A 24,897-nucleotide genomic window follows, 5' to 3' on the forward strand; every position below is an offset into this window, starting at 1 on the left:
TTGCGAGCGGAGCGAAGCAATCTACAGCTCGCAGCCTTGCGCAATGCCGGCGGCTGGAGATTGCCGCGTCGCCTTCGGCTCCTCGCAATGACGGCAGCAATCAGGGCTTTTCGGCGGGGTCCATCGGAATGATCACCTCGTCGGGGTGATAGGCGCCCAGTTTCTCGCGTACATATTCCTCGGCCAGGTCGGGATCGACGCGGCGGCGGTCGAGCAGATTGACCCGGTTCTTCAGCTCATTCTGCTTCTTGGTCAGCTCGGCGAGGACGACGCGCTGCTTCTCGACCGACTGGCCGTAATCGCCCCAGGCATAGAGCCCGGTCGGACCGAAGATCGCATAGCCGATCATCGCCAGCACCGCGATCACGGCGACGGTGGGACCTATGGCCCGGTTCACCGATTTCCGTACTTTGTGGCGCTGCGTCATCCCGGCCCTTGAATCACAAGTGATTCGCCGGGTCAAGCGGCTATACTTTGCTTTTCCACACGATAGTCTGCGCATCATATAACAGGGAGTTCACCGATGCGCTCGATTCTCACCGTCCTGCTGCTCGCCACCGCCGCGCCCGTCTTCGCCCAGGTTGCGACCCCCGACCGTCCGGTCACCGATCCGCGGACGATCGCCTCGCCCGCCAATCCCGACGCGAAGCCGGTGCCGCTCGACGATATCGGCGTCACCCGCGCGCTGTACGATGCGGTGTGGAGCGCCGACGGCAAAAATATCTTCATCGCCACCGACCTGACCGGCCGCGTCAACATCTGGCGCATGGATGCCAACGGCAGCTGGCCGGTGCAGCTCACCCAGTCCGACGACGCGCAATCGGGGCTGGCGACGACGCGCGACGGCCAGTGGCTCTATTTCACGCAGGATGCCGGCGGGAACGAATATTACGACATCTATCGCGTGCCCACCGTCGGCGGCGCGGTCGAGAATCTGACCAACACGCCCGACCGCAGCGAAAGCGGGCTGCTCACCGGCCCGACCGGCGGCCTCGTCGCGCTGTCGACCAAGCTCAAGAGCGAGGGGCAGAGCAATCTCGCGGTGATGGATGCGGGCGGCAAGATCCGCAACCTGACCGCCGAAAAGGACCCGCAGTTCAGCTGGGCGCCCGCGGCATGGGTCGATGGCGGCAAGGCGATCATCGCCAACCGCAGCCTCGTCGACGGGTCGGCGAGCGAGATCTGGCGCGTCGACGTTGCGAGCGGTGCCGCGACGCTGCTGCTCGGCAAGCCCAAGACCATCTATGCCGCGAGCGGCGCGACCCCCGACGGCGCGGTGCTGGCGGTGACCACCGACGAAGGCACCGGCCAGCCGCATGCCACGGCCTACACCGTCGCGACCAAAAAATGGCAGGGCCTGCCCAAGACCCCGTGGGAGGAAACGAGCGACATCGTCACCCCCGACGGCAAGGCGATGTTCGTGCGTACCAACAACGACGGGCGTTCGACATTGTCGCGTGTCGACCTTTCGACCATGGCCAAGACCGAACTGGCGCTCGACCCCGGCCGCGCGTCGATCCCCGGCCTCACCGCGATCTCGCCCGACGGGTCGAAGATGTTCGTGACGCGCAGCGGCGCGGATTCGCCGACGATGCTCTATGCCTATGACCTCGGCGCGAACAAGGCGGTGCCCGTGGTGCCGCTGGCGATGGCCAGCCTCGCCCCCGCGACGCTGCCCAAATCGCAGATCGTGACCTACAAAAGCTTCGACGGCACACTGATCAGCGCGGTCATGACGATGCCGTTCAACCTGAAACGCGATGGCAGCAACCCCGCGATCGTGATGCCGCACGGCGGCCCGACCGGCCAGTCGCAGGACGGCTTCTCGCGCTACGCCACCGCCTTCGCGACGCGCGGCTATGTCGTGATCCAGCCCAATTTCCGCGGCTCGACCGGTTATGGCAAAAAATTCCAGGAGGCCAATTTTCAGGACCTCGGCGGCGGCGACCTCAAAGACACCGTCGCGGCGAAGCACTTCCTCGTCCAGTCGGGCTATGTCAACGACAGGAAGGTCGGCATCTTCGGCGGCTCCTACGGCGGTTTCATGACGCTGATGGCGATCGGCCGCACCCCCGACGAGTTCGCCGCGGCGGTGCAATGGTTCGGCATCATCAACTGGCGCACCATGTACCGCGACCAGGACGAGTTTTTGAAAGCCTATCAGCGCAGCCTGCTCGGCACGCCGGAAAAGGACGGCGCGGTCTATGACGCCGCCTCGCCGCTGACCTATATGAAGGCAGCGAAGGCACCGCTGCTGACGATCCAGGGCGAGAATGACATCCGCGTGCCGCGCGGTCAGGCGCAGGAGGTCCACGACCTGCTCAAGGCCAAGGGCAATATCGTCGAGACGATCTTCTACCCCGGCGAAGGCCATGGTTTCCAGAAGCGCGAAAACCAGCTGGACTCGCTGCGCCGGACGATCGGGTGGTTCGATAAATATTTGAAGGGGGAGTGAGGGGACTTCGTGACCAACGGTCAACGCCCAAGGGCCTAGCCAACCTCATGACGCCCATTGATGTAGTGCCCACTGATAGGGGGACAGAATGTTCAAGAACAAGCCGCCGATCTTCAATACGAGCGGAAAACCTGAAATCTCACTCACCATGCTGCGTATCAAGGAGTGGCAGGATCAAGGATACAGCTTAGGCGCCAGCTACTACGAGTCAGGGCAAATTGAGGGTGGTCATGAAGCCACCATATCAGGGATCGCGGACGATTACTGGCGTGGCGGTAATGAGGTGGTGGGAACGAAGCTGCGGTTCCACATCAAACTGTCCAGCGATCTGTCCCGATTGCAGATGGACCAAGGCATAATAGGTGGTGGACAATTCTACGACGAGTATGTCGATGTCGACCTCAACCTAGAATCTTCTCAGCTTCGAGACATTGTTTATGAACTGCGGGTCAGCCAAGCTCGCCAAGTGCATGTTGGTGGTTACGCAATCAGCGACAAGATATTCAGAGTGACCAAGTTTGGGCTCAGCGAACCCCGCGACGGACAATCCTAGGAGAAGAAGTTGACGCAGTCGGGCGCGGCAATGGCTCCCGGATCAAATCCGGGACACCGAAAACCCTATGGAGCCGCTCACCCGAAAATCGACGCCCCCGGGTAACGCGCCATATCGCTCAGTTCTTCCTCGATGCGGATCAGCTGGTTGTATTTCGCGAGCCGGTCCGAACGCGCGAGGCTGCCGGTCTTGATCTGGCCGCAGTTGGTCGCGACCGCGAGGTCGGCGATCGTCGAATCCTCGGTCTCGCCCGAGCGGTCCGACATGACGGCGGTGTAGCATACGGCCAGACGCAGCAGTTCCGCGACCTGCTCAATGCCAAGGGCAATATCGTCGAGACGATCTTCTACCCCGGCGAAGGCCATGGTTTCCAGAAGCGCGAAAACCAGCTGGACTCGCTGCGCCGCACGATCGGGTGGTTCGATAAATATCTGAAGGGGAAGTGAGGGTCCGACCCTGTGCCGATGACCGCCTAGCGCGGTGACCGGCACCTGGCGCCTTTGGACTCGCGCTTATTCTCATCGACGATGCAGCTGTGTCCAACGTCGCCTGGTGCCACCGGCACACCCTTCGGAAAAATCAGCGTAACCGAGTGCGCGCCGCCCATGCTCGGAGGCATATGAGCGATCGGTCGAAGGACGCGAAATGTGTCGCCTTCTTCCCTTTTTACCGCGCCCGAACCCATGAGTTGTGAAAGACCCATCTGGCTTGGGAGCACAAGATATTTCTCGACCTTCCACTTCGACACGACCTGCTTCGGATCGACCGCTGCGAGTCCGGCAGGCCAGTAGCGCGCGGCTTCGTTCCACATCCCGGCATCGAAGCCTTTGGGCAACACCGGGCGCGTGTCGCGGGCCGACGTGAGAGCGCCGGAGGGCAGCGAAATGCTTCGCGGCGAATAGGTGGCGAAGACCGCATCCGGATTGCGCTGCAGCGAGGCCCGGATCGATGCCAGCGAGCGCTTCGCACCGGAATCGTCAGCCTTGTCGAAATAATTCGGGCAACCAGCCCGGGCGATGTGAACCTTGCCGGCGGGGAGGCCCACCACGCCTGATGCCGACGCCCCGCCAGGCGCCGACTTCAGCGACGACACCACGACCCGATCGACCCGCGCCGTTGCTCCGCGCAAACGCCAGATCATCGATTCATACGATGTCAGAACCACGTAAAGTTGACCTGATCCCGGTTCGATCGTCACGTCGATCAGGTTCGTTTCATTGTCCTGGCCGCCGACAACAGCGCTCGAGATCGCCTCGGCATCATATGCGCCGAATACGACCAGCTTTGCATCCTTGGACGCGGGAGGAAGGTCGCAAGTCTCGGCATTGCGGCTCAACCGGATGTCCTCGACCCGACCGGCGATCACCGCATATTCCTCCTTGGACAATGTGCCGTCACCGTCTCGGTCAACTTGTTTGAACGCCTGCTCGGCGCGCGCCATCAACTCGGCGGCGGTCAGCTTGCCATCGCCGTTGGGGTCCAGTTCCAAAAGTCCGTCGAGCGACGTTTCACGCTGACGATTGCGCTCGCGGCTTGCCGCTTCCTGCAAGGTGACGACACCGTCGCCATCGCCATCGAAATTTTTCAGCGTCGAATCGGCCTGCTCGCTTCGGCGGTCATTCTCGCCCCGCGCACCGCGCTCCAGTTCCTCACGTGTGACGCGAAAGTCGCCGTCATAGTCGTAAACCAGCACTTGATGAATGTTCTGCGCGCGCTCCTGCGTGGTGCGCTGCAAGTCCTGGAATTCGATATCCGCCCTGTCCAGTCCATCGCCGTTGCGATCGACCGCACGAAGCCGACCGACGATTTGCGCCAGATATTGCTCGATATGCATGCCCGGGTTCAGGCCATTTACCAGCGCCGCCGGTATGCCGTTGGCCGATCGTTGCTGCGAAACCTGCGCCACAACCATCCCGCCGACGGCAATCGCCAGTCCAGCAGCGCCAATTGCCGTGGCCTTCTTGTTGTTCACGCGCGGCTCCCCCAACGATCTGGTCCATGACCAATCCGCCGGCGTTTAGCGCGCCGAGGTTAACGCATATCTGTCACTGCCCGGCGGACATCACCCGAAAATCGACGCCCCCGGATAACGCGCCATGTCGCCCAGTTCTTCCTCGATGCGGATCAGCTGGTTGTATTTCGCGAGCCGGTCCGAGCGCGCGAGGCTGCCGGTCTTGATCTGGCCGCAGTTGGTCGCGACCGCGAGGTCGGCGATCGTCGAATCCTCGGTCTCGCCCGAACGGTGCGACATCACCGCAGTGTAGCGCGCGCGGTGCGCCATATCGACCGCTTCGAGGGTCTCCGACAGCGTGCCGATCTGGTTGACCTTGACGAGCAAAGAGTTGGCGAGGCCATCCTTGATGCCCTGCCCCAGCCGAACCGGGTTGGTGACGAACAGGTCGTCGCCGACCAGCTGGCACTTGTCACCGATCAGGTCGGTCAGCGCCTTCCAGCCCACAAAATCATCTTCGCTCATCCCGTCCTCGATCGACTTGATCGGGTAATCCTTGACCAGCGCGGCGAGATATTCGGCCATCTGCTCGGGGCTGAGCGACAGGCCTTCGCCGCTGATCTCATATTTGCCGTTCTTGAAGAATTCGGTCGCGGCGCAATCAAGCGCGAGCACGACGTCGGTGCCGAGCTTGAAGCCCGCTTGGTCGACCGACGCGGCGATGAAGTCGAGCGCCGCGCGGGTCGAGGCGAGGTTCGGGGCGAAGCCGCCCTCGTCGCCGACTGCGGTCGCAAGGCCCTTCGCCGACAGGCCCTTCTTCAGCGTGTGGAAAATCTCGCTGCCCCAGCGCACGGCTTCGGCGATGCTGCCGGCGCCGACAGGCATGATCATGAATTCCTGCACGTCGATCGGATTGTCGGCATGTTCGCCGCCGTTGATGATGTTCATCATCGGCACCGGGAGCGTGCGCGCCGAGACGCCGCCGACATAGCGGTAGAGCGGCAGGCCGCGCGCGTCGGCGGCGGCCCTGGCGGCGGCGAGGCTGACCCCGAGGATCGCATTGGCGCCGAGGCGGCTCTTGTTCGGCGTGCCGTCGAGGTCGATCATCATCTGGTCGAGTTCGCGCTGGTCCTCGGCATCGAGGCCGATGAGCGCGTCGGCGATGTCGCCGTTCACCGCGGCGACCGCCTTGGTCACGCCCTTGCCGAGATAGCGGCTCTTGTCGCCGTCGCGCAGTTCGACCGCTTCATGCGCGCCGGTCGAGGCACCTGAGGGCACCGCGGCGCGGCCGAAGCTGCCATCCTCCAGCAGCACATCGACTTCCACGGTGGGGTTGCCGCGGCTGTCGAGGATTTCGCGGCCGTGGATGTCGATGATGGCGGTCATGGAGGATCGTCCTGCTGGCGGCACTGAATGGGCCGGTTGGAAAGGCGCCCGCCTGTTATCGGCGCCCTGCCCTTAGTGCAACCGTGCGCGTCGCTATTTTTGGGGGAATTTTGCCGCGCTATGGAACCATTCATCGCCTGTTGCTATATTATCGCAGAGACAGGGACAGGCGCGGCGGGCAAAGCCGCGCTTCGTATAAGAGAAGAGGACGAACCGATGGCCAAAGCCGCTACTCCCGCCGCCAAGAAGCCCGCTGCCAAGGCGCCCGCCAAGCCCGCCGCGACCAAGGCCGCGCCCGCGCGCAAGCCCGCGGCGGCCAAGAGTGCCGAGCATCCGATCCGCGACCAGCTCGCCGCCACCGGCGCGACGATCAAGAGCGAAGCCTCGAAAAAAGCCGCCTCGCTGAAGGCCGACGCCAGCAACCTCGCCGGCCAGGCCTCGACCAAGGCACGCGAAGCGGCGACCAAGGGCAAGGACAAGGCCGCCGAAGCCGTCGGCAGCCTCGCCAAGATGCTCGAGGACAGCGCCGGCACCGTCGACAGCAAATTCGGCAAGCAATATGGCGACTACGCCCGCTCGGCCGCCTCGACCGTCGCTGGCCTGGCCACCTCGCTCGACAAGAAGGACCTCGACGAACTCGCCGCCGCGACCAAGGATCTGGTCAAGAAGAACCCGGCGGTGTCGGTCGGTGCGGCAGCGGTGCTCGGCTTTGTGCTGGCACGCCTGCTCAAGGGTTCGAGCAGCGACTGAAACCCAGCCATTCGCAATGTCACCGCCAAAGCCTGACACCCCTGCCCCGTCCGAAGAGGGCCCGTTCAACCGCGTGAGCCACGGCTATGCGCCCGACGGGCGCCCGGTCGCCCCACCGCCGGTGCCGCTCGAAAAGATCGTCGGCGACGTCGTCGACAATCTGCAGGCGGCGGCGGAGGCCGAGGTCGCGCTGCTCAAGGCGCGCGGCGCGCTCGCCTATCATGGCGTCGGCTGGACGTCGGCCTGGGGTTTTGTCGCGGGAAGCGCGCTCGTCGTCGCGATGCTCGCGCTGGCGTTCGGCGCCATCCTCGTGCTGGCCGTCCAGGTCGGGCCGTTGCTCGCGACGCTGATCGTCGTCTCGGCGCTGCTCCTCGTCGCCGCCTTTGCGGGCTGGCGGGCGAAACTCAGCTATGGCGATGTCAAAGCCGCGTTCCGCGACGATTTTCTTGCGCGGGGAGATGATTGATGCGCCCATCGCGAACCCGCCTGATCAACGCCGCGCGCCGATCGATGATCCAGCGCGCCGAATTGCAGCGCAAGCTCGGCGCGGCGGGCGAGGCCTTCAAGCCGAAGTCGCTCTACAACCGCGGCAAATACCGCCTCGGCGCGAAGGTCGACGACACCGCGCATGCGGTACAAAAACAGTTCAGGAACAATCGCTTGCCGATCGCTCTTGCGGCGGCGGCGGGGATCGCCTGGCTGCTCCGCGACCCGATCCGGGAGCATGCCCCCCGCCTCGGCCGCCGCCTGCGCGATCTCGCCGAAGCGGGCCTCGACAAGCTACGCCCCGATCAAGGCGATGTGGGTGAAGATCGTGAAATTACGGAGGACCAGAATGAAGCCGCTCAGTGAAACCGCCCGCGAAACCACCGCCAAAGTGAGTGAAGTTGCGCAGAAGACCGCCGAAAGCGCCAAGCTGACCGCCGAGGCGGCGAAGGCGCGCATCCAGGACGGTTATGGCCGCGCCCGCGCCGCGACGAACGAGCTGGCCGCGAAGGGCGCCGAACAGGCCGGCGTCGCGCGCGAAGCCGCCGGCGAAGCGCTCGCCAAGGGCAAGGCGCAGGCGAAGCGCGCCAATTCGAAGCTCAAGGATGTTGCCGAAAAGCAGCCGATCGCGCTCGTCGCGGGCGCGGTGGCGATCGGCGCGCTGCTCGGCGCGCTGCTGCCCAAGAGCGGCGGCGGCGACAAGGACGCATAAGACAGGAAGCGGACAGCTTGCTTGCCTATTGGCGCGTAGCGGAATAGGGGCGCCCGCATCCCCTCCCCAGTCTACCAGCGCTAGGAAACCAAGATGAGCAAATTGCACCTGGTCTTCGGCGGCCGCGTCAGCGACCCGCAGGGCCTCGACTTCGTCGACCTCCACAATCTCGACGTTGTCGGCCTTTATCCCGACTATAAGGCCGCCGAAAAGGCCTGGCGCAGCGCCGCCCAGCGCACCGTCGACGATGCCGAAATGAAATATGTCGTCGTCCACCTGCACAAGCTGCTGCAGCCGGACGCGGAGTAGTCGCGAACCACCGCGATCAAGAACCCCGTTCGCCCTGAGCTTGTCGAAGGGCCGTTCTTTCTTTGCAACGTCGCAAAGGGAAGGACGGTGCTTCGACAAGCTCAGCACGAACGGGGTTAGGTGTTCAGTCGCCCTCAGCGGAAATTGTCGGCGTAAGCCTGGATCTTGAGCGTGCGAACGGGGGTCGCGATCACCTCCGCGTCGATGCCTTCGCGCGTCGCATAGGCCACCGCCTCGTCGCAGCTCGCAAAGCCCAGCTTGAGCTGGCGTTGGGTGTCGCCGCTGCCGGCCCAGCCCATCAGCGGATCGGCCTTGCGCGCCTCGGCGGGGGCGAATTCCAGCACCCAGCGCTGCGTGCCCGCGCGGCCCGACTGCATGGCGTTCTTGGGCTTCTGGAAAATGCGCGCTTTCATCGGGTCGTCCTGCGTTGGTGGCGATGACGCCGCCTTAGCGGCTCGGTGCGCCGACGAAAAGGCCCAACGTCACGCCCCGTCGCGCCGTGCCTGTGCCGCCTTGGTCAGCAAGGTCGGCCGCGCGGTCGCCGGGGCGTCGGGCCAGCTGTGCTTGGGATAGCGGCCGCGCATCTCACGCGCCACCTCGTGCCAGCTGCCGCTCCAGAAGCTCGCGATGTCGCGGGTGGTCTGGATCGGGCGGTGCGCAGGCGAGGTCAGCGCGAGCACGAGCGGCACCGGCGGTTCGCCGACCGTCGGGTGGCGCGCCAGCCCGAACATCTCCTGCACCCGCACCGACACCTGCGGCCCGCCGTCGGCGCCATAGTCGATCTTGTGGTGGCTGCCCGCTGGGGTCACATAGTCGTCGGGCGCGCGCTTTTCGAGCAATTGCCGCGCCGGCCAGTCGAGCAACGCCATCAGCGCGTCGGTCAGCCTTCGGTCGCCGATATCGCGCAGGCCCCGGCATCCGGGCAGCAGCGGCGCGAGCCAGATGTCGAGGCTGTCGGCGAGGGCGGCGGTCGACAGCGCGTCGATGCCCGCGAAGGAGGCGCGCAGCCGCAGCGCCTGCGATGCAGGGCCCCAGCCGATCAGCCCGAGCCCCTTGTCACGCACCGCCGCCAGACGCAGCGCCGCGTCGTCCCCGGCGCTCTCGTCGCGCCCGGTCTTGCCGCTGGCCAGCGCGATGGCGCCGAGCCGGCGTTCGCGGCGATGATCGACGCGGTCGTTGGATGCGTCATAGCTGCTCGCCGAATGGGCGACGATGCGATCGGCGAAGATCGCCTCGACCTCGATCTGCGCGATCGGTGCGGCGGCGAGGATGCGCACGCCCGCCGCATGGCCCTGCGCATCGGCGATCGCCAGCCATTCGCTACCCGCGAGCGGATCGATCGGATCAAGCTTGTAGGCGCGGCCACCGACGCTGAGATATTCGCCGCGCTGGCCGGCGCGCTGGCGCGCCACGCGGTCGGGCCAGGCGGTCGCGATCCAGCCGCCGACCGAGCGCGAGGTCAGCGGCGCGCTGTCCTCGACGCGTTTTTCCGCCAGCGCGGCGAGCCGGCGCCCCAGCCGCCAGGCCCCTTCGGCGCGGTCGCCTTTTGCGCCCTTCCAGCGCTGGAGCCGCGCCTCGACATCCACGCCGCGCCCGCCGAGCCCCGGTTCGGTGAGCAGTACCGCGAGCCGCGCGGCGAGTTCGGCCTCGCCCGCCGCTACCGCGTAGAGCATCATATGCGCGAGCGGCACCGGCAGCGGGATCGCCGCGAGCGCATGGCCGTGCGGGGTAATCCGCCCGTCGGCGGCGAGCGCGCCGATCGCCTGCAACCGCGCCTTCGCTTCGGCAATGGCGGCTGGCGACGGCGGGTCGAGCCAACCGAGCTGACGCGGATCGACGATGCCCCAGCTGGCGCAATCGAGCACGACGGGCATCAGGTCGTTCTCGTGGATCTCTGGCGGGTCGAACGGCGGCATACCCGCGGTCGCCGCGGCTTCCCACAGACGATAAGCGACCCCCGGCCCCTGCCGCGCCGCGCGGCCCGCGCGCTGGGTCGCCGAGGCCTGGCTGGCGCGTTCGGTGACGAGCCGCGCGATGCCCGCCGCCTTGTCGAAGCGCGGGCGGCGCGACAGGCCGGCGTCGATGACGATGCGCACCCCCTCGATCGTCAGGCTCGTCTCGGCGATGCTTGTTGCGAGGATCAGCTTGCGCTTGCCGTTCGCGTCGCGAACCAGCGCGGCGCGTTGCAGCGCCGGGTCGATCTGGCCATGCAGCCGGTGGACCACGAGCGGTAGCCGCGCCTCCTCGACCGCGGTCGCCGCACGCTCGATGTCGCCGGCACCGGGCAGGAAGGTCAGCATGTCGCCCTCGGGCTCGTCGGCAAGCGCCTTGCGCACGGCCGCGAGGACGCTGACCTCCAGTCGATCCTCGGCGCGGCGGCCGATGTGGCGCAGATCGAGCGGCCAGATCTTGCCCTCGCTCTTCACGACCGGCGCATTGCCGAGCAGCGCGCCGAAACGCGCACCGTCGAGCGTCGCCGACATCGCGACGAGCCGCAAATCGTCGCGCAATCCCTGCTGCGCATCGATCGCCAGCGCGAGCGCGAAATCGCCGTCGAGGCTGCGTTCATGGACCTCGTCGAACAGCACCGCGGTGACCCCGGTCAGCTCGGGGTCGGCAAGGATGCGGTTACGGAACAGCCCCGGCGTCATCACCAGCAGCCGCGTGTCCTTCGACTGCTTGCTGTCGAGGCGCGTCGCATAGCCGACGAGACCGCCCACCTTCGTCCCCGTTTCCTCGGCGATGCGCTCGGCGGCGGCGCGCGCGGCGAGGCGGCGGGGCGAGAGCAACCACACGGCGCCCTTGCACCAGGGCTGTTTGAGGATTTCGGGCGCGACGCGCGTCGTCTTGCCCGCGCCGGGTGGGGCGACGACGACGGCATTGGGCTTCAGCGTCAGCGCCGCCATGATGTCGGGCAGCACCGCGTCGATCGGCAGGGTCAGGCTCATGTCCTTGTCGACGGATTGCCGAGATCGAAGTTAAGCCGATAGGCCTCCGCCGCGAGCCGTTCGACGACCGCGACATCGATGACCGTCTCTTCGGTCATGATGAGATTGCCAAGCTCATATTTGCCGCTCGCCTTGATGCGCGGCTCGATCTCGCACAGCCTCTTGCCGCGCCAGAAGCCGAGCAGCACGCGTTTCTCCTCGGCACGGATCAGGATGCAGGAACCATTCGCCAGGAAGACGAGATTGGTCCATTTGATCGTCTCTTCGAAAGCGGCAGCCCGCATCACGGCGGCGCGGAGCATCGTGCAAAGCTCGCGCTGCCAGCCCGACAAGGCGGCGATATAGGCGTCGGGGCTTTCGGCCGCGGGACCCATCATCGCCATGACCGCTCCTCAATAAGCGCGGGCGACCGCAAAGGCGACCGCCTCGGTCAGCGCCGCCTTGGCCTGGCTCGCGCGGAAGCCGCCGATCGCGTCGACCGCGCGCTGGCCATAATGGCGCGCGCGCGCCAGCGTGTCGGCGATCGTGTCGTGCTTGTGGAGCAGCGAGGTCGCATAAGCGAGGTCCTCGTCCGAGCTGCGGTGGCCGACGATCGCCTGTTTCCAGAAGTCGCGCTCTTCGGCATTGCCACGCGCATAGGCAAGGATCACCGGCAATGTCACCTTGCCATCGCGAAAGTCGTCGCCGACGCCCTTGCCCATCGTCTCGGCGTCGGAGACATAGTCGATCGCGTCATCGACGAGCTGGAAGGCGACGCCGAGGTTGCGGCCATAGCTGTCGAGCGCCGCCTCGGTCGTATCGTCGCGTTCGGCGACGACCGCGGCGATCTTGCACGCCGCCGCGAACAACTCGGCGGTCTTGGCGTTGATGATCGCGAGATATTGGTCCTCGCTCGTTTCGATGCGGCGCTGCGCCGAGAGCTGGTTGACCTCGCCCTCCGCGATCACCGCGGAAGCGCGCGACAATATCTTGAGGACCTTGAGCGAGCCGTCTTCGACCATCACCTCGAAGGCGCGGCTGAACAGGAAGTCGCCGACGAGGACGGACGCGCTGTTGCCCCAGATGAGGTTCGCGGTCTTGCGGCCGCGGCGCAGGTCCGATCCGTCGACGACATCGTCGTGGAGCAGGGTCGCGGTGTGGATGAATTCGACCGCCGCGGCGAGCTTGCAGTGGCGGCGGCCCGGATAGTCGAGCAACTTGCCGCACGCGAGCGTCAGCATCGGGCGCATCCGTTTGCCGCCGCCGGCGATCAGATGGCCGGCGAGTTCGGGGATCAGCGGCACTTCGGACTGCATGCGGTCGAGAATGACCGCATTGACCTCGTTCATGTCGGCGGCGACGAGCGCCATCATCGGGTCGAGCGAGGGGGGCTTTTCGCCGTGAAGACGGTGGATTTCAGCACTCATGACGCGGCGAGCCTTGGCCGTGCGGGGGTGAATTTGCAACGACTTTCGGCTTGCCTTGCGCCCCTGCGCGGTGCCAAGCGTGCCGGGCATCAGAGGAGCCGCGCATGGACGACCAACTCAGCCGCTATCGCCAGAGCATCGACAATATCGACGCGGCGCTCGTCTATATGCTTGCCGAGCGGTTCAAGGTGACCAAGGCGGTCGGCGAACTCAAGGCGAAGGGCGGCCTGCCCCCCGCCGACCCGGCGCGCGAGGAACGCCAGATCGGCCGGCTGCGCGAACTGGCGCGCGATGCCGATCTCGATCCCGATTTCACCGAAAAATTCCTGCGCTTCATCATCGAGGAGGTGATCCGCCATCACCAGCAGGCGAAGCGCGAGCAGGACGCATGACCCACCCGATCTTCGCCAAATGGCCCGCGCAGCATCCCGACCGGCTCCAGCTTTTCTCAGCTCCGACGCCGAATGGCGTAAAGGTCGGGATCATGCTCGAGGAAAGCGGCCTTCCCTATGAGCCGCACCGCATCGACATCATGGCGAACGAAAGCCACGACCCGGCGTTCCTCGCGCTCAATCCCAATGGCAAGATTCCCGCGATCTACGATCCCGACGGCCCCGGCGGCGAGCCGCTGGCGCTGTTCGAATCGGGCGCGATCCTGATCTATCTGGCAGACAAGTCGGGCCAGTTCCTCTCGCCCGACCCGGCGACGCGCTATGAAACGATCCAATGGCTGATGTGGCAGATGGGCGGCGCCGGACCGATCTTCGGCCAGCTCGGCTTCTTCCACAAATTCGCCGGCAAGGACTTTGAGGACAAACGCCCGCGCGACCGCTACGCGGCGGAATCGGCGCGGCTGCTCGGGGTGCTCAACGACCGGCTCGCGGATCGCGAGTGGATTATCGATGAAGGCTACAGCATCGCTGACATGTCGCTGCTCGGCTGGGTACGTAATCTGATCGGCTTCTATGACGCCGCCGAAATCGTCGGCTTCGCGCGATTCGAGCATGTCCAGCGCTGGCTCGATGCGGGACTGGCACGGCCGGGCGTGCAGCGCGGGTTGGAGGTTACGGCGGCTTAAAGCGACAAAAGCGACGGACGTTGAGGGGGAAACTGTCTCCTTTGTCGCTTTAAGGCTTGGATCCAGGCGCATCGCGAAGCGGGGCGCTGTGATCGACAAGTCAAAGAGCGGGTCGAAGGCTGACACAGTGAAATAATTTAGGAAAGCGGCAATTTCCGCTGCGGGTCCTATTTCGCGAAGGGCAGGAAACGACCAAATGCTGTCGTTCCATTGACGTCACCCCGAGCTTGACCCGGGGCCTGCCTTGTCTTTGAACCGGCAGCGAAAGAAGGAAGGCGGGTCCCGGGTCAAGCCCGGGATGACGATGACATAAGCGTCCGCTTGCCACCCCAAAACGGCCCCTTGCCTACCCCGCCGGCAGCCTGAGCCGTACCAGCAGCCCCCCTAAATCCTCGCTCTCTTCGAGCGCGATGCTGCCGCCGTAAATCTCCGCCACGTCGCGCACGATCGCGAGGCCGAGGCCCGTTCCCGGCTTGCCACTGTCGAGCCGCACGCCGCGGTCGATGACCCGGTCGCGGTCGGCGGGCGAGATGCCCGCACCGTCATCCTCGATAAGAATTTCCACCATGCCACCCTCGCGCTGGACGGTGACGAACACGCTGCCGCCGCCGTATTTTGCGGCATTTTCGAGCAGGTTTCCGATCAGTTCGTCGAGATCCTGCCGCTCGACCCGCGCGATCAGTTCCTTGTCGCCCGATGCGTCGAGCCGTGCATCGGGATAGAGCAAGGCCACGGCGCGCGACACGCTGTCGACGCTGTCACGGACGTTGGCGCGCGCCTGCGCCGCACCGCGCCGCCCGACCGCGCGTGCGCGCGCGAGGTGGTGTTCGACCTGGCGCTGCATCGTCGCCGCCTCGCGCCGGACCGTATCGGCAAGATCCGATTTGTTGCCGGTCGCGCTGTTGACGAGCACGGTCAGCGGAGTCTTCAGCGCATGGGCGAGGTTGCCGGCGTGGAGCCTCGCCTCTTCGGCCTGTTTCTCGTTATGCGCGAGCAGCGCGTTCAATTCATCGACGATCGGTTGCACCTCGAGCGGCAGCGGCGCCACGACGCGGCGTTGCTGGCCGCCGCGCATCGCGGCGATCGCCCGGCGGATGTGCCGCAGGGGCCAGAGGCCATAGAAGGTCTGGAGCGCCGCGAGGATGATGAGCCCGAGCCCCAGCAGGCCGAGGCTCGGGATCAGCGTCGCCCGCACCGCCCGCGTTTGCACCTGCAGCACTTCGCGCGACTGGGCGATCTGGAACCGCCATTTGGTTTTGCTGCCGGGCAGCATGACGTCGCGCTCGGCGACGCGCAATTCCTCGTCGGGAAACTGGTTGCTGTCATAGACATGCAATTGCTGGTCGTCGTGCTTGTCCGACGTATCGAGCCGTCGTTCCCACAGCGAGCGCGAGGGATAGGGTTCCTGCCGCCCGCCGCTGATCTGCCAATAGAGGCCGCTATAGGGTTCGAGGAAGCGCGGGTCGCCGAGCGGCTCAATCATCCGGACCTCACCGTCGGGGCCGATTTCCGACGAGCGGATCATGCTGAGCAGCACATATTCGAGGTTCGAATCGAAGTTGCGCGTGATCGCACCGGTCAGCACCCGGTCGAGCGCGAACCCGCCGCCGATCAACAGCACCGAAATCCAGATCGCGGCGATCGCGATCATGCGCCGCGCGAGCGAGCCGGTGATCCGGCTCGTCAGCGCCTGCGGCTTCGCGGCGTCGGTGTCGGCTACGATGGCCGGAACATCGGCCTCGGCCACGGCTTAGCCCTGCGGATCGTCGAGCTGGTAACCCAGGCCGCGGATCGTCGTGATGATGTCGGCGCCGAGCTTTTTGCGGATGCGCGTCACGAACACTTCGATCGTGTTCGAATCGCGATCGAAATCCTGATCATAGATATGTTCGATCAACTCGGTGCGCGACACGACCTTGCCCTTGTGATGGAGCAGGTACGACAGCAGCTTATACTCCTGCGCGGTCAGCTTGACCGGCTCGCCGTCGAGCGTCACGCGGCCCGAACGCGTATCGAGCCGCACCTTGCCCGCGATCAGCTCGCTCGACGCGTTGCCGGCCGCGCGGCGGATCAACGCGCGCAGGCGGGCGATCAGTTCCTCGGTCTGGAACGGCTTGGCGAGATAATCGTCGGCGCCGGCGTCGAGGCCCGCGACCTTGTCCGACCAGCTGTCGCGCGCGGTCAGCACGAGCACGGGAAAATTGCGCTTTTCCTTGCGCCAGCGGTCGAGCACGGTGAGCCCGTCGATTTCGGGCAAGCCAAGGTCGAGGATCGCGGCGTCATAGCTTTCGGTCGAGCCGAGGAAATGGCCGTCCTCGCCGTCGGTGGCGAGGTCGACGGCATAGCCCGCACCCTCCAGCGTCGCCTTCAACTGCGGGCCGAGCGTGGGTTCGTCTTCGACAATCAAAATCCGCATTCAAACGCCTTTCCTAGCGCGAGCCGGTTATCCCCGGCCGCTTTGCTGCTGTGTACCACTCGCGGCGGTCATCGCAAATGTCGTTCGGGAAGATTTCAGGGCTTGCGGCCGACGATCCGGCCGGTGCGGGCATCGACATAGACGACGACCACCTGGCTGCCGTCCATGAATTTGAGCGCATATATCATGCGCTGCTGGTCGAACTGCGGGCCGCCGAGATAGGTCATGTCGCGATAGGGCGGCCGCGAACGGACGTCGGCGATCAGCTTGCCCAGCGGCACCACCTGTCCCTGCGCCGCAGCGTCGCGCAGTTGATCCTGGTCGCGATCGCCGCGCGCGACGGCGGGCGCCGCGGAAGCAAGCAGGACGGCCGAGGCCAGCGAAAATGTGAGAGTGCGGAACATGGCCGGATTCCTAATGCGAACGCATTGAATAGGCGATGAATGACCCGGTCAGCAAGGAGTCCGCCTCCGGGGTCATGGTGGGCGCGGCAAGGATTGAACTTGCGACCCCACCCGTGTGAAGGGTGTGCTCTACCACTGAGCTACGCGCCCTTCCGGACCGAAGCGGCGATGCCGCGTCCGAAAGCCGGACGTCCATAGCCGCTGCGGCGGTGAATGCAACGGGCTTTCGACAGCATTGGCCTGCCCGATGCAGAACGGAGCCGATGCAAAACGGGCCGCAGCTTTCGCCGCGACCCGAAATGTTTTCAGCAAAAGGTGCTGCCGATCAGTTGACGGCATCCTTGAGGGCCTTGCCGGCCTTGAACTTCGGCTGGTTCGATGCCGCGATGGTCATCGTTTCGCCGGTGCGCGGGTTGCGGCCGGTCGAGGCCTTGCGCTTGCTGACGGCGAACGTGCCGAAACCGACGAGGCGGACTTCGCCACCCTTCTTCAGCGAACCCGTGATCGCGTCGAAAACAGCTTCGACCGCCTTGCTCGCGTCACCCTTGGTCAGGCCGCTCGAGTCAGCGACGGCGGCGATCAGGTCTTGTTTGTTCATGCCTAAGGAACCCCTGTGATTTGTTGGTTGAATGATTCATGGCGGTGCCATGGCGCGTCACTAACGCGCTTTGCCCCCCCGTTGTCAAAGCAAAAAAGGGGCAAAAACGCGTCAAAATGACGTTTTTGCGACGAAAAGCGGTCGCGCTCAACCGCGGTCAATGGCGAATCGCTGTCTCCGGGTCGGTTGCCGTGGCGACGGGGGGCGATGTCGCCAGTTCGTCGGCCTCGGTCCATTCGATCGGTTCGACCGGGCTGACCAACGCTTCGGCAAGCACCTGGTCGACATGACTGACGGGTATGATGTTGAGTCCGCCGGTAATGTTGGCGGGAATCTCGACCAGATCCTTCTCATTTTCCTCGGGAATCAGCACCGTCGTGATGCCGCCGCGAAGCGCCGCGAGCAGCTTTTCCTTGAGCCCGCCGATCGCCAGCACGCGGCCGCGCAGCGTGACTTCGCCGGTCATCGCGACGTCGCGGCGCACCGCGATGCCGGTCAGCGTCGAGACCATCGCGGTGACCATGCCGACGCCCGCCGACGGACCATCCTTCGGCACCGCGCCTTCGGGCAGATGGATGTGGATGTCCTTGCGCGCGAACAGGCTCGGCTTGATGCCATAGCTCGGCGCGCGCGCCTTCACGAACGACAGCGCCGCCTGCACCGATTCGGTCATAACTTCGCCGAGCTTGCCGGTGGTGCGGACCTGCCCCTTGCCGGTCACGGTGACCGCCTCGATCGTCAGCAATTCGCCGCCGACCTCGGTCCAGGCGAGGCCGGTGACGGCGCCGATCTGGTCCTCGAGGTCGCCCATGCCATGCTTGTATTTCCGCACGCCCGAATAATCGGCGAGATTGTCGGGCGTCACGACGACGCTCTCCATCTTGCCTTCGAGGATGCGGCGCAGCGCCTTGCGCGCGAGCTTGGCGATCTCGCGTTCGAGGGTGCGGACGCCCGCTTCGCGGGTGTAATAGCGAATGAGGTCGCGCAGGCCTTCGTCGGTCAGCTCGAACTCGCCGGCCTTCAGGCCATGCGCCTCGATCTGCTTGGCGATCAGGTGGAGCTTGGCGATCTCAACCTTCTCGTCCTCGGTATAGCCTTCGAGCCGGATGATCTCCATGCGGTCGAGCAGCGCCTGCGGCAGGTTGAGCGAGTTCGCCGTCGTCACGAACATGATGTCGCTCAGGTCGACGTCGATCTCCAGATAATGGTCCTGGAACTTGCCATTCTGTTCGGGGTCGAGCACTTCGAGCAGCGCCGAAGCCGGATCGCCGCGGAAATCCTGGCCCAGCTTGTCGATCTCGTCGAGCAGGAACAGCGGGTTCATCGTGCCGGCCTTTTTGAGGTTCGTCACGATCTTGCCCGGCAGCGAGCCGATATAGGTGCGGCGGTGGCCGCGGATTTCGGCCTCGTCGCGCACGCCGCCGAGCGACTGGCGGATGAATTCACGCCCGGTCGCTTTCGCGATGCTCTTACCGAGGCTGGTCTTGCCGACGCCCGGCGGGCCGACGAGGCAGAGGATCGGCCCCTTCAGCTTGTTGGTGCGCGCCTGGACCGCCAGATATTCGACGATCCGGTCCTTGACCTTTTCGAGCGCATAATGGTCGTTGTCGAGCACCGCCTGCGCAGCCGCGATATCCTTTTTCAGCTTCGACTTCTTGCCCCAGGGCAGACCGATCAGCGTATCGAGGTAGTTGCGCACGACGGTCGCCTCGGCCGACATCGGCGCCATGCCGCGCAGCTTCTTCATTTCGGCCTGCGCCTTGGCCTTGGCTTCCTTGGACATTTTCATGCCCTCGATCTTGGCCGCCAGTTCGGCGAGGTCGTCCCCGCCCTCGCCATTGTCGTTGCCGAGTTCGCGCTGGATCGCCTTCAACTGCTCGTTGAGATAATATTCGCGCTGGCTCTTTTCCATCTGGCGCTTGACGCGGCCGCGGATCTTCTTTTCGACCTGCAGCACGCCGAGTTCGCCCTCCATGAAGGCGAAGACCATTTCGAGGCGCTTGGCGGGCTGGCCCTCGACGAGCAGCGCCTGCTTGTCGGAAACCTTGATGTTGAGATTGCCCGCGACCGAGTCGGCAAGGCGCGAGGCGTCCTCGATCTGCGACAGCTGGACCGCGGTTTCGGCGGGCATCTTCTTGTTGAGCTTGGCGTAATTTTCGAACTGGTCGACGACCGAGCGCATCAGCGCCGCCGTATCGACGCTGTCGTCCTCGGCATCGGCGATCGGCGTCACGCGCGCGACCACCGCCTTGTCGTCATTCTCGAGCGCGACGAGCTTGGCGCGCTCCTTGCCCTCGACGAGCACGCGGACGGTGCCGTCGGGCAGCTTCAGCAGCTGGAGCACGGTGGCGATGACGCCGACGTCATAGAGGTCGTCGCGCTGCGGATCATCCTCGCCCGGATCGAGCTGGGCGACGAGGAAAATTTCCTTATCGGCTTCCATCGCGACTTCGAGCGCGGCGACCGAGCGATCGCGGCCGACGAACAGTGGCACGATCATATGCGGGAAAACAACAATGTCGCGCAGCGGCAACAGGGGGAAAGTCTGGCTCATCATGGCTCCTGGACAAGCGCCCGCGACCGGCACGCCGTCCTTCTTATAGGGTCTTCAACCGCTAATATGGCGTAACTTGCCGCGCATTCAATGTCGCTGCGCTGAACGGGAGGTTTTGCCGTCGCCCCCGCGAAGGCGGGGGCCGTTGGCAGCCCGGCCAGCCTCGCTGCGCAAAACGATAGCGGCCCCCGCCTTCGCGGGGGCGACGAGAGATCAAAACGGCAGTTTGAAGCCCGGCGGCAGTTGCAGGCCGCTCGTCATCTTGCCCATTTCGGCATTGCTCGCCTGATCGGCCTTTTCGCGCGCGTCGTTGAACGCGGCGGCGAGCAGGTCTTCGAGCATCTGTTTGTCCGAAGGAACCATCAGGCTGTCGTCGATCGAGATCGCCTTGATACGGCCCTTGGCGCTCGCGGTGATGCGGACGAGTCCGCCACCCGAGATGCCTTCGACCTCGACGCTGTCGAGCTTCGCCTGCGCCTCCGCCATCTGCGCCTGTACGGTTTCGGCGGCTTGCTGCGCCGCCTTGAGCATTTCTTCCATCGATTTCATGGAGCGGACCTATGCCGCGTCTCGTCGCCCTCGACAAGCCTCGCGTCGGGAAAAGCCGCCAATGCGGCCTTGACGACGGGCAGTTCGCGGATGCGCTGGTCGTTGTCGGCGAGCGTCGCGGCGCGCACCTGCCCCAGGCTCGGCCGCCCCTCGCCCTCGCCGGTCCGCACCTGCCAGCGGCTGCCGGTGGCCGAAAGCAAGGCGTCGCCAAGGTCGCGCGCGAAGCCGCCGTCGAGCGCTGCGACGGGGACAAAGACGATCGCGCCGGGTTCGAGGGTGATGATCCGCAGATGATCGTGCACGTCGACCGCGAGGCGATGATTGCCGGTGCTTTCGAGCAATTGGTGGATTTGCGCCACGGTGAGCGCCGAAGCGGGTGTCTCGGCGGGCGGCACGGTTTCAGCGGCGACCGGTTCGGGCGCCTGCGCGGTCGCATCCTGCGCCGGCGCGGCGAGCGCGGGCAGCGGCGTCGCGGGGAAATGGCCGGTTTCGAGCAGCTTCGCGAGCTCGCCCGGATCGGGCATCGCGGCAGCATAGATCACCCGCAGCAGCAGCATTTCCAGATGCTCGAGCGGATTGTTGGCGCGCAGCACCTCGTCATGGCCCTTGAGCAGCAATTGCCACAGCCGGTTGAGCGGCGCGAAGCCAAGTTTCTGCGCCCAGTCGCCGATCCGTTCGCGGTCAGCCTCGGCGAGCGCGGGATCGTCATGGCGCGACACCTTGGCCAGCGTGATCGCGTGGGTCAGGTCCATCAGCCCGCGCACCATCGCGACGGGTTCGATGCCCAGCGCATATTGGCCGCGCGCCAGGTCGATCGCCCCGCCGGCATCGCCCTCGAGGATCGTCGCCATCAAATTCGCGATCGACGAGCGGTCCGACAGGCCGAGCATGACCCGCACCTGCGCCGCGCCGATCATCCCGCCCCCATCCAGATCGGCGTGCGCGATCGCCTGGTCGAGGATCGACAGACCGTCGCGCACCGAGCCTTCAGCGGCGTTGGCGATCAGCCAGATCGCGGGCGCTTCGGCCTCGACGCCTTCTTTCTGGAGGATCGAGCTGAAATGGCTGAACAGCATGTCGGGGGTGATGCGGCGGAGGTCGAAGCGCTGGCAGCGCGACAGCACCGTCACCGGCACCTTGTTGACTTCGGTCGTCGCGAACAGGAATTTGACGTGTGGCGGCGGTTCTTCGAGCGTTTTCAGCAGCGCGTTGAACGCGTTGCGCGACAGCATGTGCACTTCGTCGATGATGTAGATCTTGTAGCGCGCCGACACCGCGGCGTAGCGCACCGCCTCGATGATCTCGCGCACGTCGTCGACGCCGGTGTTCGACGCGGCGTCCATCTCGATCACGTCGATATGGCGCCCCTCGGTGATCGCGCGGCATGGTTCGCAGATGCCGCAGGGGTCGATCGTCGGCCCGCCCTGCCCGTCCGGGCCGATGCAGTTCAGCGCCTTGGCGATCAGCCGCGCGGTCGAGGTCTTGCCGACCCCGCGCACCCCGGTCATCAGGAAGGCGTGCGCCAGCCGGTCGCGCGCGATCGCATTGCCGAGCGTGCGCACCATCGCGTCCTGACCGATCAGTTCGGCAAAGGTTTGCGGGCGATATTTGCGCGCGAGGACGCGGTAGGGGCCGCTCGAAGCGGGCGCCGCGGTGGTCGGCAAATCCATGCCCAGCATCGGTGGTTCGTCGTCGGCGGAATCGCTCATGCGATCCGTATTAGGGACGGTCGGCGCGCTTGTCGAAGGGGGAAATGGGTGGGAGCCGGAACGACCCGCGGCGAATTCGTTGCGGCTGCTTCCTTCCGGACCTGACCGGGTTGGCGAAGACCACGTCCGCCCGACTCCCGGCGCGCATATGGCGGGGACAGCGGAGAAATGCAAGTTGCGTCGACCCTTCACCCCTTTCTCACATCGTCATCCCGGCGAAGGCTGGGATCTCAGCGTTGCGTCGGGAAGAGAGGTCGAGATCCCGGCCTTCGCCGGGATGACGGTCGATTTGCGGTTAGCGCGGCCCCTGCATGTTGCGGCTTTCGGACGGAATATGGACGGTCAGCCCGTCCATCGCTTCGGTCAGCACAATCTGGCACGCAAGGCGGCTGGTGCGCCGCGCGCCGGCGGCGAGGTCGAGCATATCCTCTTCCATCTCCGTCGCTTCGGGCAAACGGTCGAAATCTTCTTTGGCGACGATGACATGGCAGGTCGAGCAGGCCATCTGACCCTCGCAAGTCCCTTCGAGCGGCATCAGATGCGCTTGCGCGACGTCGAGCAGGATCGAACCCGGCGCGGCCTCGACCTCGGTCCGTCCCTTGCCGTCGGCGTGGATGAAGGTGACGCGCATCAATTGCCCCCCTGCAGTCGTGCGGCCTGTTTGATCGCGTCGAGTCCGTCGCGCAACTCAGCCTCGGTCGTGTAGCGGCCCCAGCCGAGACGGATCGAAGCGCGCGCGGCGGCTTCGCTCACGCCCATCGCGCGCAGCACATGGCTGACCTTGCCCGACCCGCTGCCGCACGCGCTGCCGAGCGAAAAGGCGATGTTGCGCGCGTCGGACATCAGGCGAAGACCGTTGACGCCCTCGCGGCGGACATTGAGATTACCGTGGTAGCGATGCGCCACCGACCCGTTGATCGCCCATTCGGGGAGCATGTCGCGCGCGATCGACCAGAGGTGTTCGATATGCGCTGCGTCTGCATCGAACCGCTCGGCCGCAAGCGCCGCCGCGGCGCCAAAACCGGCGCAGAGCGCGGGCGAGACGGTGCCCGAGCGCATGCCCTGTTCCTGCGCGCCGCCGAACATCAGCGGCGGCAGGTCGACTCCGTCCTTGACCCACAGCGCACCGATGCCCTTGGGGCCATGGATCTTGTGCGCCGAAATCGCGATCAGGTCGGGCCCCTCAGGGATGGCGACGCGGCCAAGTCCCTGCACCGCGTCGCAGAGCAGCAGGCTGTTCTTCGCATGGGCGGCGGCAGCGAAATCACCGACCGGCTGGATGGTGCCGACTTCGTTGTTCACCAGCATCGCCGCGACGATGCCGTTTTCGGGAATCAACGCGGCGTCGGGCGCCAGCGCGACACCCTCGCCATCGACCGGCAGGATCGCGGCGTTCAACCGTTCGAGGCATTGCAGCGACGCGGCATGTTCGATGCTCAGCCCCGCCACGCCGCCGGGCATAACCTCCGCGCCGCGCAGCAGCGCCCAGTTGAGCGCCTCGGTCGCGCCCGAGGTGAAGAAGACGCGCCCGCCCTTGGGGAGCAGCGCCGCGACCTGATCGCGCGCGACCTCGACTGCGGCGGCGGCGGCGCGACCGCCCTTGTGCGTGCTCGACGGATTGGCGAAACCATCGCCGTCACCGGGGCCCGCCAGCCAATGCAGCATCGCCTCGCGCGCCTCGGGAGCGAGCGGGGTGGTCGCTTGATAGTCGAGGTAGATCATCGGGCGCATCTGCCCTCTAATCCCGTTTGTGTCGAGCGAAGTCGAGACACCTTGAGGTCGCGCACGCCTTCGCGTGTCTCGACTTCGCTCGACACAAACGGAAAAATGGGAGGCGCCAAATCACCACTTATTGCGAGTAATTCGCAAAAGTTGCAACTTGCCACCCAATTTCTATATAGGCCGCGCCTTCGCTCCGCCACCCCGCCGCTCCGGCGATTCGGCTCCGAGCCCAAAACATAAGAGGTGCGCCCATGCCCGACGTGATTTTCCCCGGCCCCGAAGGCCGTATCGAAGGCCGTTTCTCGCCCCCGCCGCGTGCCCGCGCGCCGGTCGCGCTGATCCTGCATCCGCATCCGCAGGGCGGCGGCACGATGAACGACCGCATCACCCAAGCAATGTACAAGAGCTTCGTCGCACGCGGTTTCGCGGTGCTGCGCTTCAACTTCCGCGGCGTCGGCCGCAGCCAGGGGACGTTCGACAATGGCATCGGCGAGTTGAGCGATGCGGCGTCGGCGCTCGACTGGGTCCAGTCGATCCATCCCGAGGCGCAGACGACCTGGATCGCCGGCTTCAGCTTCGGCGCGTGGATCGGCATGCAATTGCTGATGCGCCGCCCCGAAATCCGCGGTTTCCTGTCGGTCGCGCCGCCGGCGAACATGTACGACTTCAGCTTCCTCGCCCCCTGCCCCTCCTCGGGCATCATCGTCGCGGGCGGCCAGGACGAGATCGTGCCGCCGTCAGCGGTGCAGAAGCTGGTCGACAAGCTGCGCACGCAAAAGGGCATCACCATCCATCACGACGAGATTCCGCGCGCCAACCATTTTTTCGAGCATGAGCTCGACCAGTTGATGAAGTCGCTCGACAACTATCTGGATATGCGGCTCGCCCCCGATTCGCCAATCCGCTGAGGC

The 24,897-nt window shown here is 65.5% G+C and carries 27 protein-coding genes, 1 tRNA gene, 1 other RNA gene and 1 pseudogene; 11 read left to right on the forward strand and 19 right to left on the reverse strand.

The features are described from left to right. Nucleotides 1–100: 100 nt before the first annotated feature. Nucleotides 101–397 (reverse strand): FtsB family cell division protein, encoded by a 297-nt coding sequence (locus EEB18_RS00540; RefSeq protein ID WP_235535747.1) that lies wholly within the window; start codon nucleotides 395–397, stop codon nucleotides 101–103. A 126-nt stretch (nucleotides 398–523) separates the two neighbouring features. Between EEB18_RS00540 and EEB18_RS00545 the strand changes: the two genes are divergently transcribed. Both EEB18_RS00545 and EEB18_RS00550 read left to right on the forward strand, forming a co-directional pair. Next, nucleotides 524–2,455 carry an alpha/beta hydrolase family protein gene (locus EEB18_RS00545; protein WP_187142073.1) on the forward strand — a complete coding sequence of 644 codons (1,932 nt, stop codon included), beginning with the start codon at nucleotides 524–526 and terminating at the stop codon, nucleotides 2,453–2,455. Between the two features lie 88 nt (nucleotides 2,456–2,543). Next, nucleotides 2,544–3,008: a hypothetical protein gene (locus EEB18_RS00550; protein WP_187142074.1), complete on the forward strand. Its 465-nt coding sequence runs from the start codon at nucleotides 2,544–2,546 to the stop codon at nucleotides 3,006–3,008. A 77-nt stretch (nucleotides 3,009–3,085) separates the two neighbouring features. Here EEB18_RS00550 and eno (EEB18_RS00555) read toward each other — a convergent pair. After that, nucleotides 3,086–3,289: pseudogene (eno, locus tag EEB18_RS00555) on the reverse strand (phosphopyruvate hydratase); the annotation flags it as partial. Nucleotides 3,290–3,316: 27 nt separating this feature from the next. Between eno (EEB18_RS00555) and EEB18_RS22820 the strand changes: the two are divergent. Beyond that, entirely contained in the window at nucleotides 3,317–3,454 is a 138-nt protein-coding gene (locus EEB18_RS22820) for a prolyl oligopeptidase family serine peptidase (protein ID WP_410468144.1), read from the forward strand. A 26-nt stretch (nucleotides 3,455–3,480) separates the two neighbouring features. Here the strand turns inward: EEB18_RS22820 and EEB18_RS00565 are convergent, their stop codons facing one another. Next, complete coding sequence (locus EEB18_RS00565) at nucleotides 3,481–4,980, reverse strand: EF-hand domain-containing protein (protein ID WP_187142075.1); 1,500 nt, start codon at nucleotides 4,978–4,980, stop codon at nucleotides 3,481–3,483. 90 nt (nucleotides 4,981–5,070) lie between these two features. Then, nucleotides 5,071–6,345: a phosphopyruvate hydratase gene (eno, locus tag EEB18_RS00570; protein WP_187142076.1), complete on the reverse strand. Its 1,275-nt coding sequence runs from the start codon at nucleotides 6,343–6,345 to the stop codon at nucleotides 5,071–5,073. Between the two features lie 216 nt (nucleotides 6,346–6,561). On the opposite strand from eno (EEB18_RS00570), the gene EEB18_RS00575 reads away from it, so the two are divergent. From EEB18_RS00575 to EEB18_RS00595, 5 genes are all read left to right on the forward strand, one after another. Beyond that, nucleotides 6,562–7,095, forward strand: coding sequence for a hypothetical protein (locus EEB18_RS00575; RefSeq protein WP_187142077.1), 534 nt, complete (start codon nucleotides 6,562–6,564; stop codon nucleotides 7,093–7,095). A gap of 73 nt (nucleotides 7,096–7,168) precedes the next feature. Next, nucleotides 7,169–7,561 carry a hypothetical protein gene (locus tag EEB18_RS00580; protein WP_156377795.1) on the forward strand — a complete coding sequence of 131 codons (393 nt, stop codon included), beginning with the start codon at nucleotides 7,169–7,171 and terminating at the stop codon, nucleotides 7,559–7,561. 44 nt (nucleotides 7,562–7,605) lie between these two features. Continuing rightward, nucleotides 7,606–7,947: a hypothetical protein gene (locus EEB18_RS00585; protein ID WP_262408051.1), complete on the forward strand. Its 342-nt coding sequence runs from the start codon at nucleotides 7,606–7,608 to the stop codon at nucleotides 7,945–7,947. Continuing rightward, the gene (locus EEB18_RS00590; RefSeq protein WP_056350698.1) at nucleotides 7,931–8,293 is read left to right on the forward strand and encodes a hypothetical protein; all 363 of its coding nucleotides are present in this window, start codon (nucleotides 7,931–7,933) and stop codon (nucleotides 8,291–8,293) included. Before EEB18_RS00585 ends, EEB18_RS00590 begins: the two co-directional genes overlap by 17 nt. A gap of 93 nt (nucleotides 8,294–8,386) precedes the next feature. Continuing rightward, entirely contained in the window at nucleotides 8,387–8,602 is a 216-nt protein-coding gene (locus EEB18_RS00595) for a DUF4170 domain-containing protein (protein WP_187142079.1), read from the forward strand. 134 nt (nucleotides 8,603–8,736) lie between these two features. On the opposite strand, the gene EEB18_RS00600 is transcribed toward EEB18_RS00595, so the two are convergent. From EEB18_RS00600 to EEB18_RS00615, 4 genes are all read right to left on the reverse strand, one after another. Further along, nucleotides 8,737–9,015, reverse strand: a complete 279-nt coding sequence (locus tag EEB18_RS00600; protein ID WP_187142080.1) for an ETC complex I subunit — start codon at nucleotides 9,013–9,015, stop codon at nucleotides 8,737–8,739. Nucleotides 9,016–9,084: 69 nt separating this feature from the next. Continuing rightward, nucleotides 9,085–11,550, reverse strand: a complete 2,466-nt coding sequence (hrpB, locus tag EEB18_RS00605) for an ATP-dependent helicase HrpB (protein ID WP_187142081.1) — start codon at nucleotides 11,548–11,550, stop codon at nucleotides 9,085–9,087. Continuing rightward, the gene (locus EEB18_RS00610) at nucleotides 11,547–11,933 is read right to left on the reverse strand and encodes a DUF1801 domain-containing protein (protein WP_262408052.1); all 387 of its coding nucleotides are present in this window, start codon (nucleotides 11,931–11,933) and stop codon (nucleotides 11,547–11,549) included. The genes hrpB and EEB18_RS00610 overlap by 4 nt, the downstream gene beginning before the upstream one ends. Before the next feature lie 9 nt (nucleotides 11,934–11,942). After that, nucleotides 11,943–12,956, reverse strand: a complete 1,014-nt coding sequence (locus EEB18_RS00615) for a polyprenyl synthetase family protein (protein WP_056350689.1) — start codon at nucleotides 12,954–12,956, stop codon at nucleotides 11,943–11,945. Nucleotides 12,957–13,060: 104 nt separating this feature from the next. Here EEB18_RS00615 and EEB18_RS00620 point away from each other — a divergent pair, with 104 nt between their 5' ends. Both EEB18_RS00620 and EEB18_RS00625 read left to right on the forward strand, forming a co-directional pair. Further along, nucleotides 13,061–13,348, forward strand: a complete 288-nt coding sequence (locus EEB18_RS00620) for a chorismate mutase (RefSeq protein WP_187142082.1) — start codon at nucleotides 13,061–13,063, stop codon at nucleotides 13,346–13,348. Further along, nucleotides 13,345–14,034 carry a glutathione S-transferase N-terminal domain-containing protein gene (locus tag EEB18_RS00625; protein WP_187142083.1) on the forward strand — a complete coding sequence of 230 codons (690 nt, stop codon included), beginning with the start codon at nucleotides 13,345–13,347 and terminating at the stop codon, nucleotides 14,032–14,034. Before EEB18_RS00620 ends, EEB18_RS00625 begins: the two co-directional genes overlap by 4 nt. Before the next feature lie 346 nt (nucleotides 14,035–14,380). On the opposite strand, the gene EEB18_RS00630 is transcribed toward EEB18_RS00625, so the two are convergent. From EEB18_RS00630 to EEB18_RS00680, 11 genes are all read right to left on the reverse strand, one after another. Continuing rightward, nucleotides 14,381–15,685 carry a sensor histidine kinase gene (locus EEB18_RS00630; protein ID WP_056352194.1) on the reverse strand — a complete coding sequence of 435 codons (1,305 nt, stop codon included), beginning with the start codon at nucleotides 15,683–15,685 and terminating at the stop codon, nucleotides 14,381–14,383. Between the two features lie 99 nt (nucleotides 15,686–15,784). Continuing rightward, a complete protein-coding gene (locus EEB18_RS00635; protein ID WP_056350680.1) occupies nucleotides 15,785–16,450 on the reverse strand; it encodes a response regulator transcription factor in 666 nt (221 codons plus the stop codon). Between the two features lie 95 nt (nucleotides 16,451–16,545). Beyond that, entirely contained in the window at nucleotides 16,546–16,854 is a 309-nt protein-coding gene (locus EEB18_RS00640; protein ID WP_056350678.1) for a hypothetical protein, read from the reverse strand. 75 nt (nucleotides 16,855–16,929) lie between these two features. Continuing rightward, nucleotides 16,930–17,004: transfer RNA gene (locus EEB18_RS00645), tRNA-Val, on the reverse strand. Nucleotides 17,005–17,179: 175 nt separating this feature from the next. After that, nucleotides 17,180–17,452 (reverse strand): HU family DNA-binding protein, encoded by a 273-nt coding sequence (locus EEB18_RS00650; RefSeq protein WP_037510426.1) that lies wholly within the window; start codon nucleotides 17,450–17,452, stop codon nucleotides 17,180–17,182. Nucleotides 17,453–17,609: 157 nt separating this feature from the next. Then, nucleotides 17,610–20,006 (reverse strand): endopeptidase La, encoded by a 2,397-nt coding sequence (lon, locus tag EEB18_RS00655; protein WP_056352192.1) that lies wholly within the window; start codon nucleotides 20,004–20,006, stop codon nucleotides 17,610–17,612. 213 nt (nucleotides 20,007–20,219) lie between these two features. Continuing rightward, nucleotides 20,220–20,555, reverse strand: coding sequence for a YbaB/EbfC family nucleoid-associated protein (locus EEB18_RS00660; protein WP_056350676.1), 336 nt, complete (start codon nucleotides 20,553–20,555; stop codon nucleotides 20,220–20,222). Continuing rightward, nucleotides 20,552–22,264 carry a DNA polymerase III subunit gamma/tau gene (locus EEB18_RS00665; RefSeq protein WP_187142084.1) on the reverse strand — a complete coding sequence of 571 codons (1,713 nt, stop codon included), beginning with the start codon at nucleotides 22,262–22,264 and terminating at the stop codon, nucleotides 20,552–20,554. The genes EEB18_RS00660 and EEB18_RS00665 overlap by 4 nt, the downstream gene beginning before the upstream one ends. 44 nt (nucleotides 22,265–22,308) lie before the next feature. Then, nucleotides 22,309–22,406, reverse strand: an RNA gene (gene ffs, locus EEB18_RS00670) — signal recognition particle sRNA small type. 153 nt (nucleotides 22,407–22,559) lie between these two features. Beyond that, nucleotides 22,560–22,898, reverse strand: coding sequence for a 2Fe-2S iron-sulfur cluster-binding protein (locus tag EEB18_RS00675; protein ID WP_187142085.1), 339 nt, complete (start codon nucleotides 22,896–22,898; stop codon nucleotides 22,560–22,562). After that, nucleotides 22,895–23,986: a cysteine desulfurase family protein gene (locus tag EEB18_RS00680; RefSeq protein WP_187142098.1), complete on the reverse strand. Its 1,092-nt coding sequence runs from the start codon at nucleotides 23,984–23,986 to the stop codon at nucleotides 22,895–22,897. The genes EEB18_RS00675 and EEB18_RS00680 overlap by 4 nt, the downstream gene beginning before the upstream one ends. Before the next feature lie 251 nt (nucleotides 23,987–24,237). Between EEB18_RS00680 and EEB18_RS00685 the strand changes: the two genes are divergently transcribed. After that, nucleotides 24,238–24,894: an alpha/beta hydrolase gene (locus EEB18_RS00685; protein ID WP_187142086.1), complete on the forward strand. Its 657-nt coding sequence runs from the start codon at nucleotides 24,238–24,240 to the stop codon at nucleotides 24,892–24,894. The last annotated feature ends 3 nt before the right edge of the window (nucleotides 24,895–24,897 follow it).

The organism is Sphingopyxis sp. OPL5 (genome assembly GCF_003797775.2).
GTDB lineage: Bacteria > Pseudomonadota > Alphaproteobacteria > Sphingomonadales > Sphingomonadaceae > Sphingopyxis.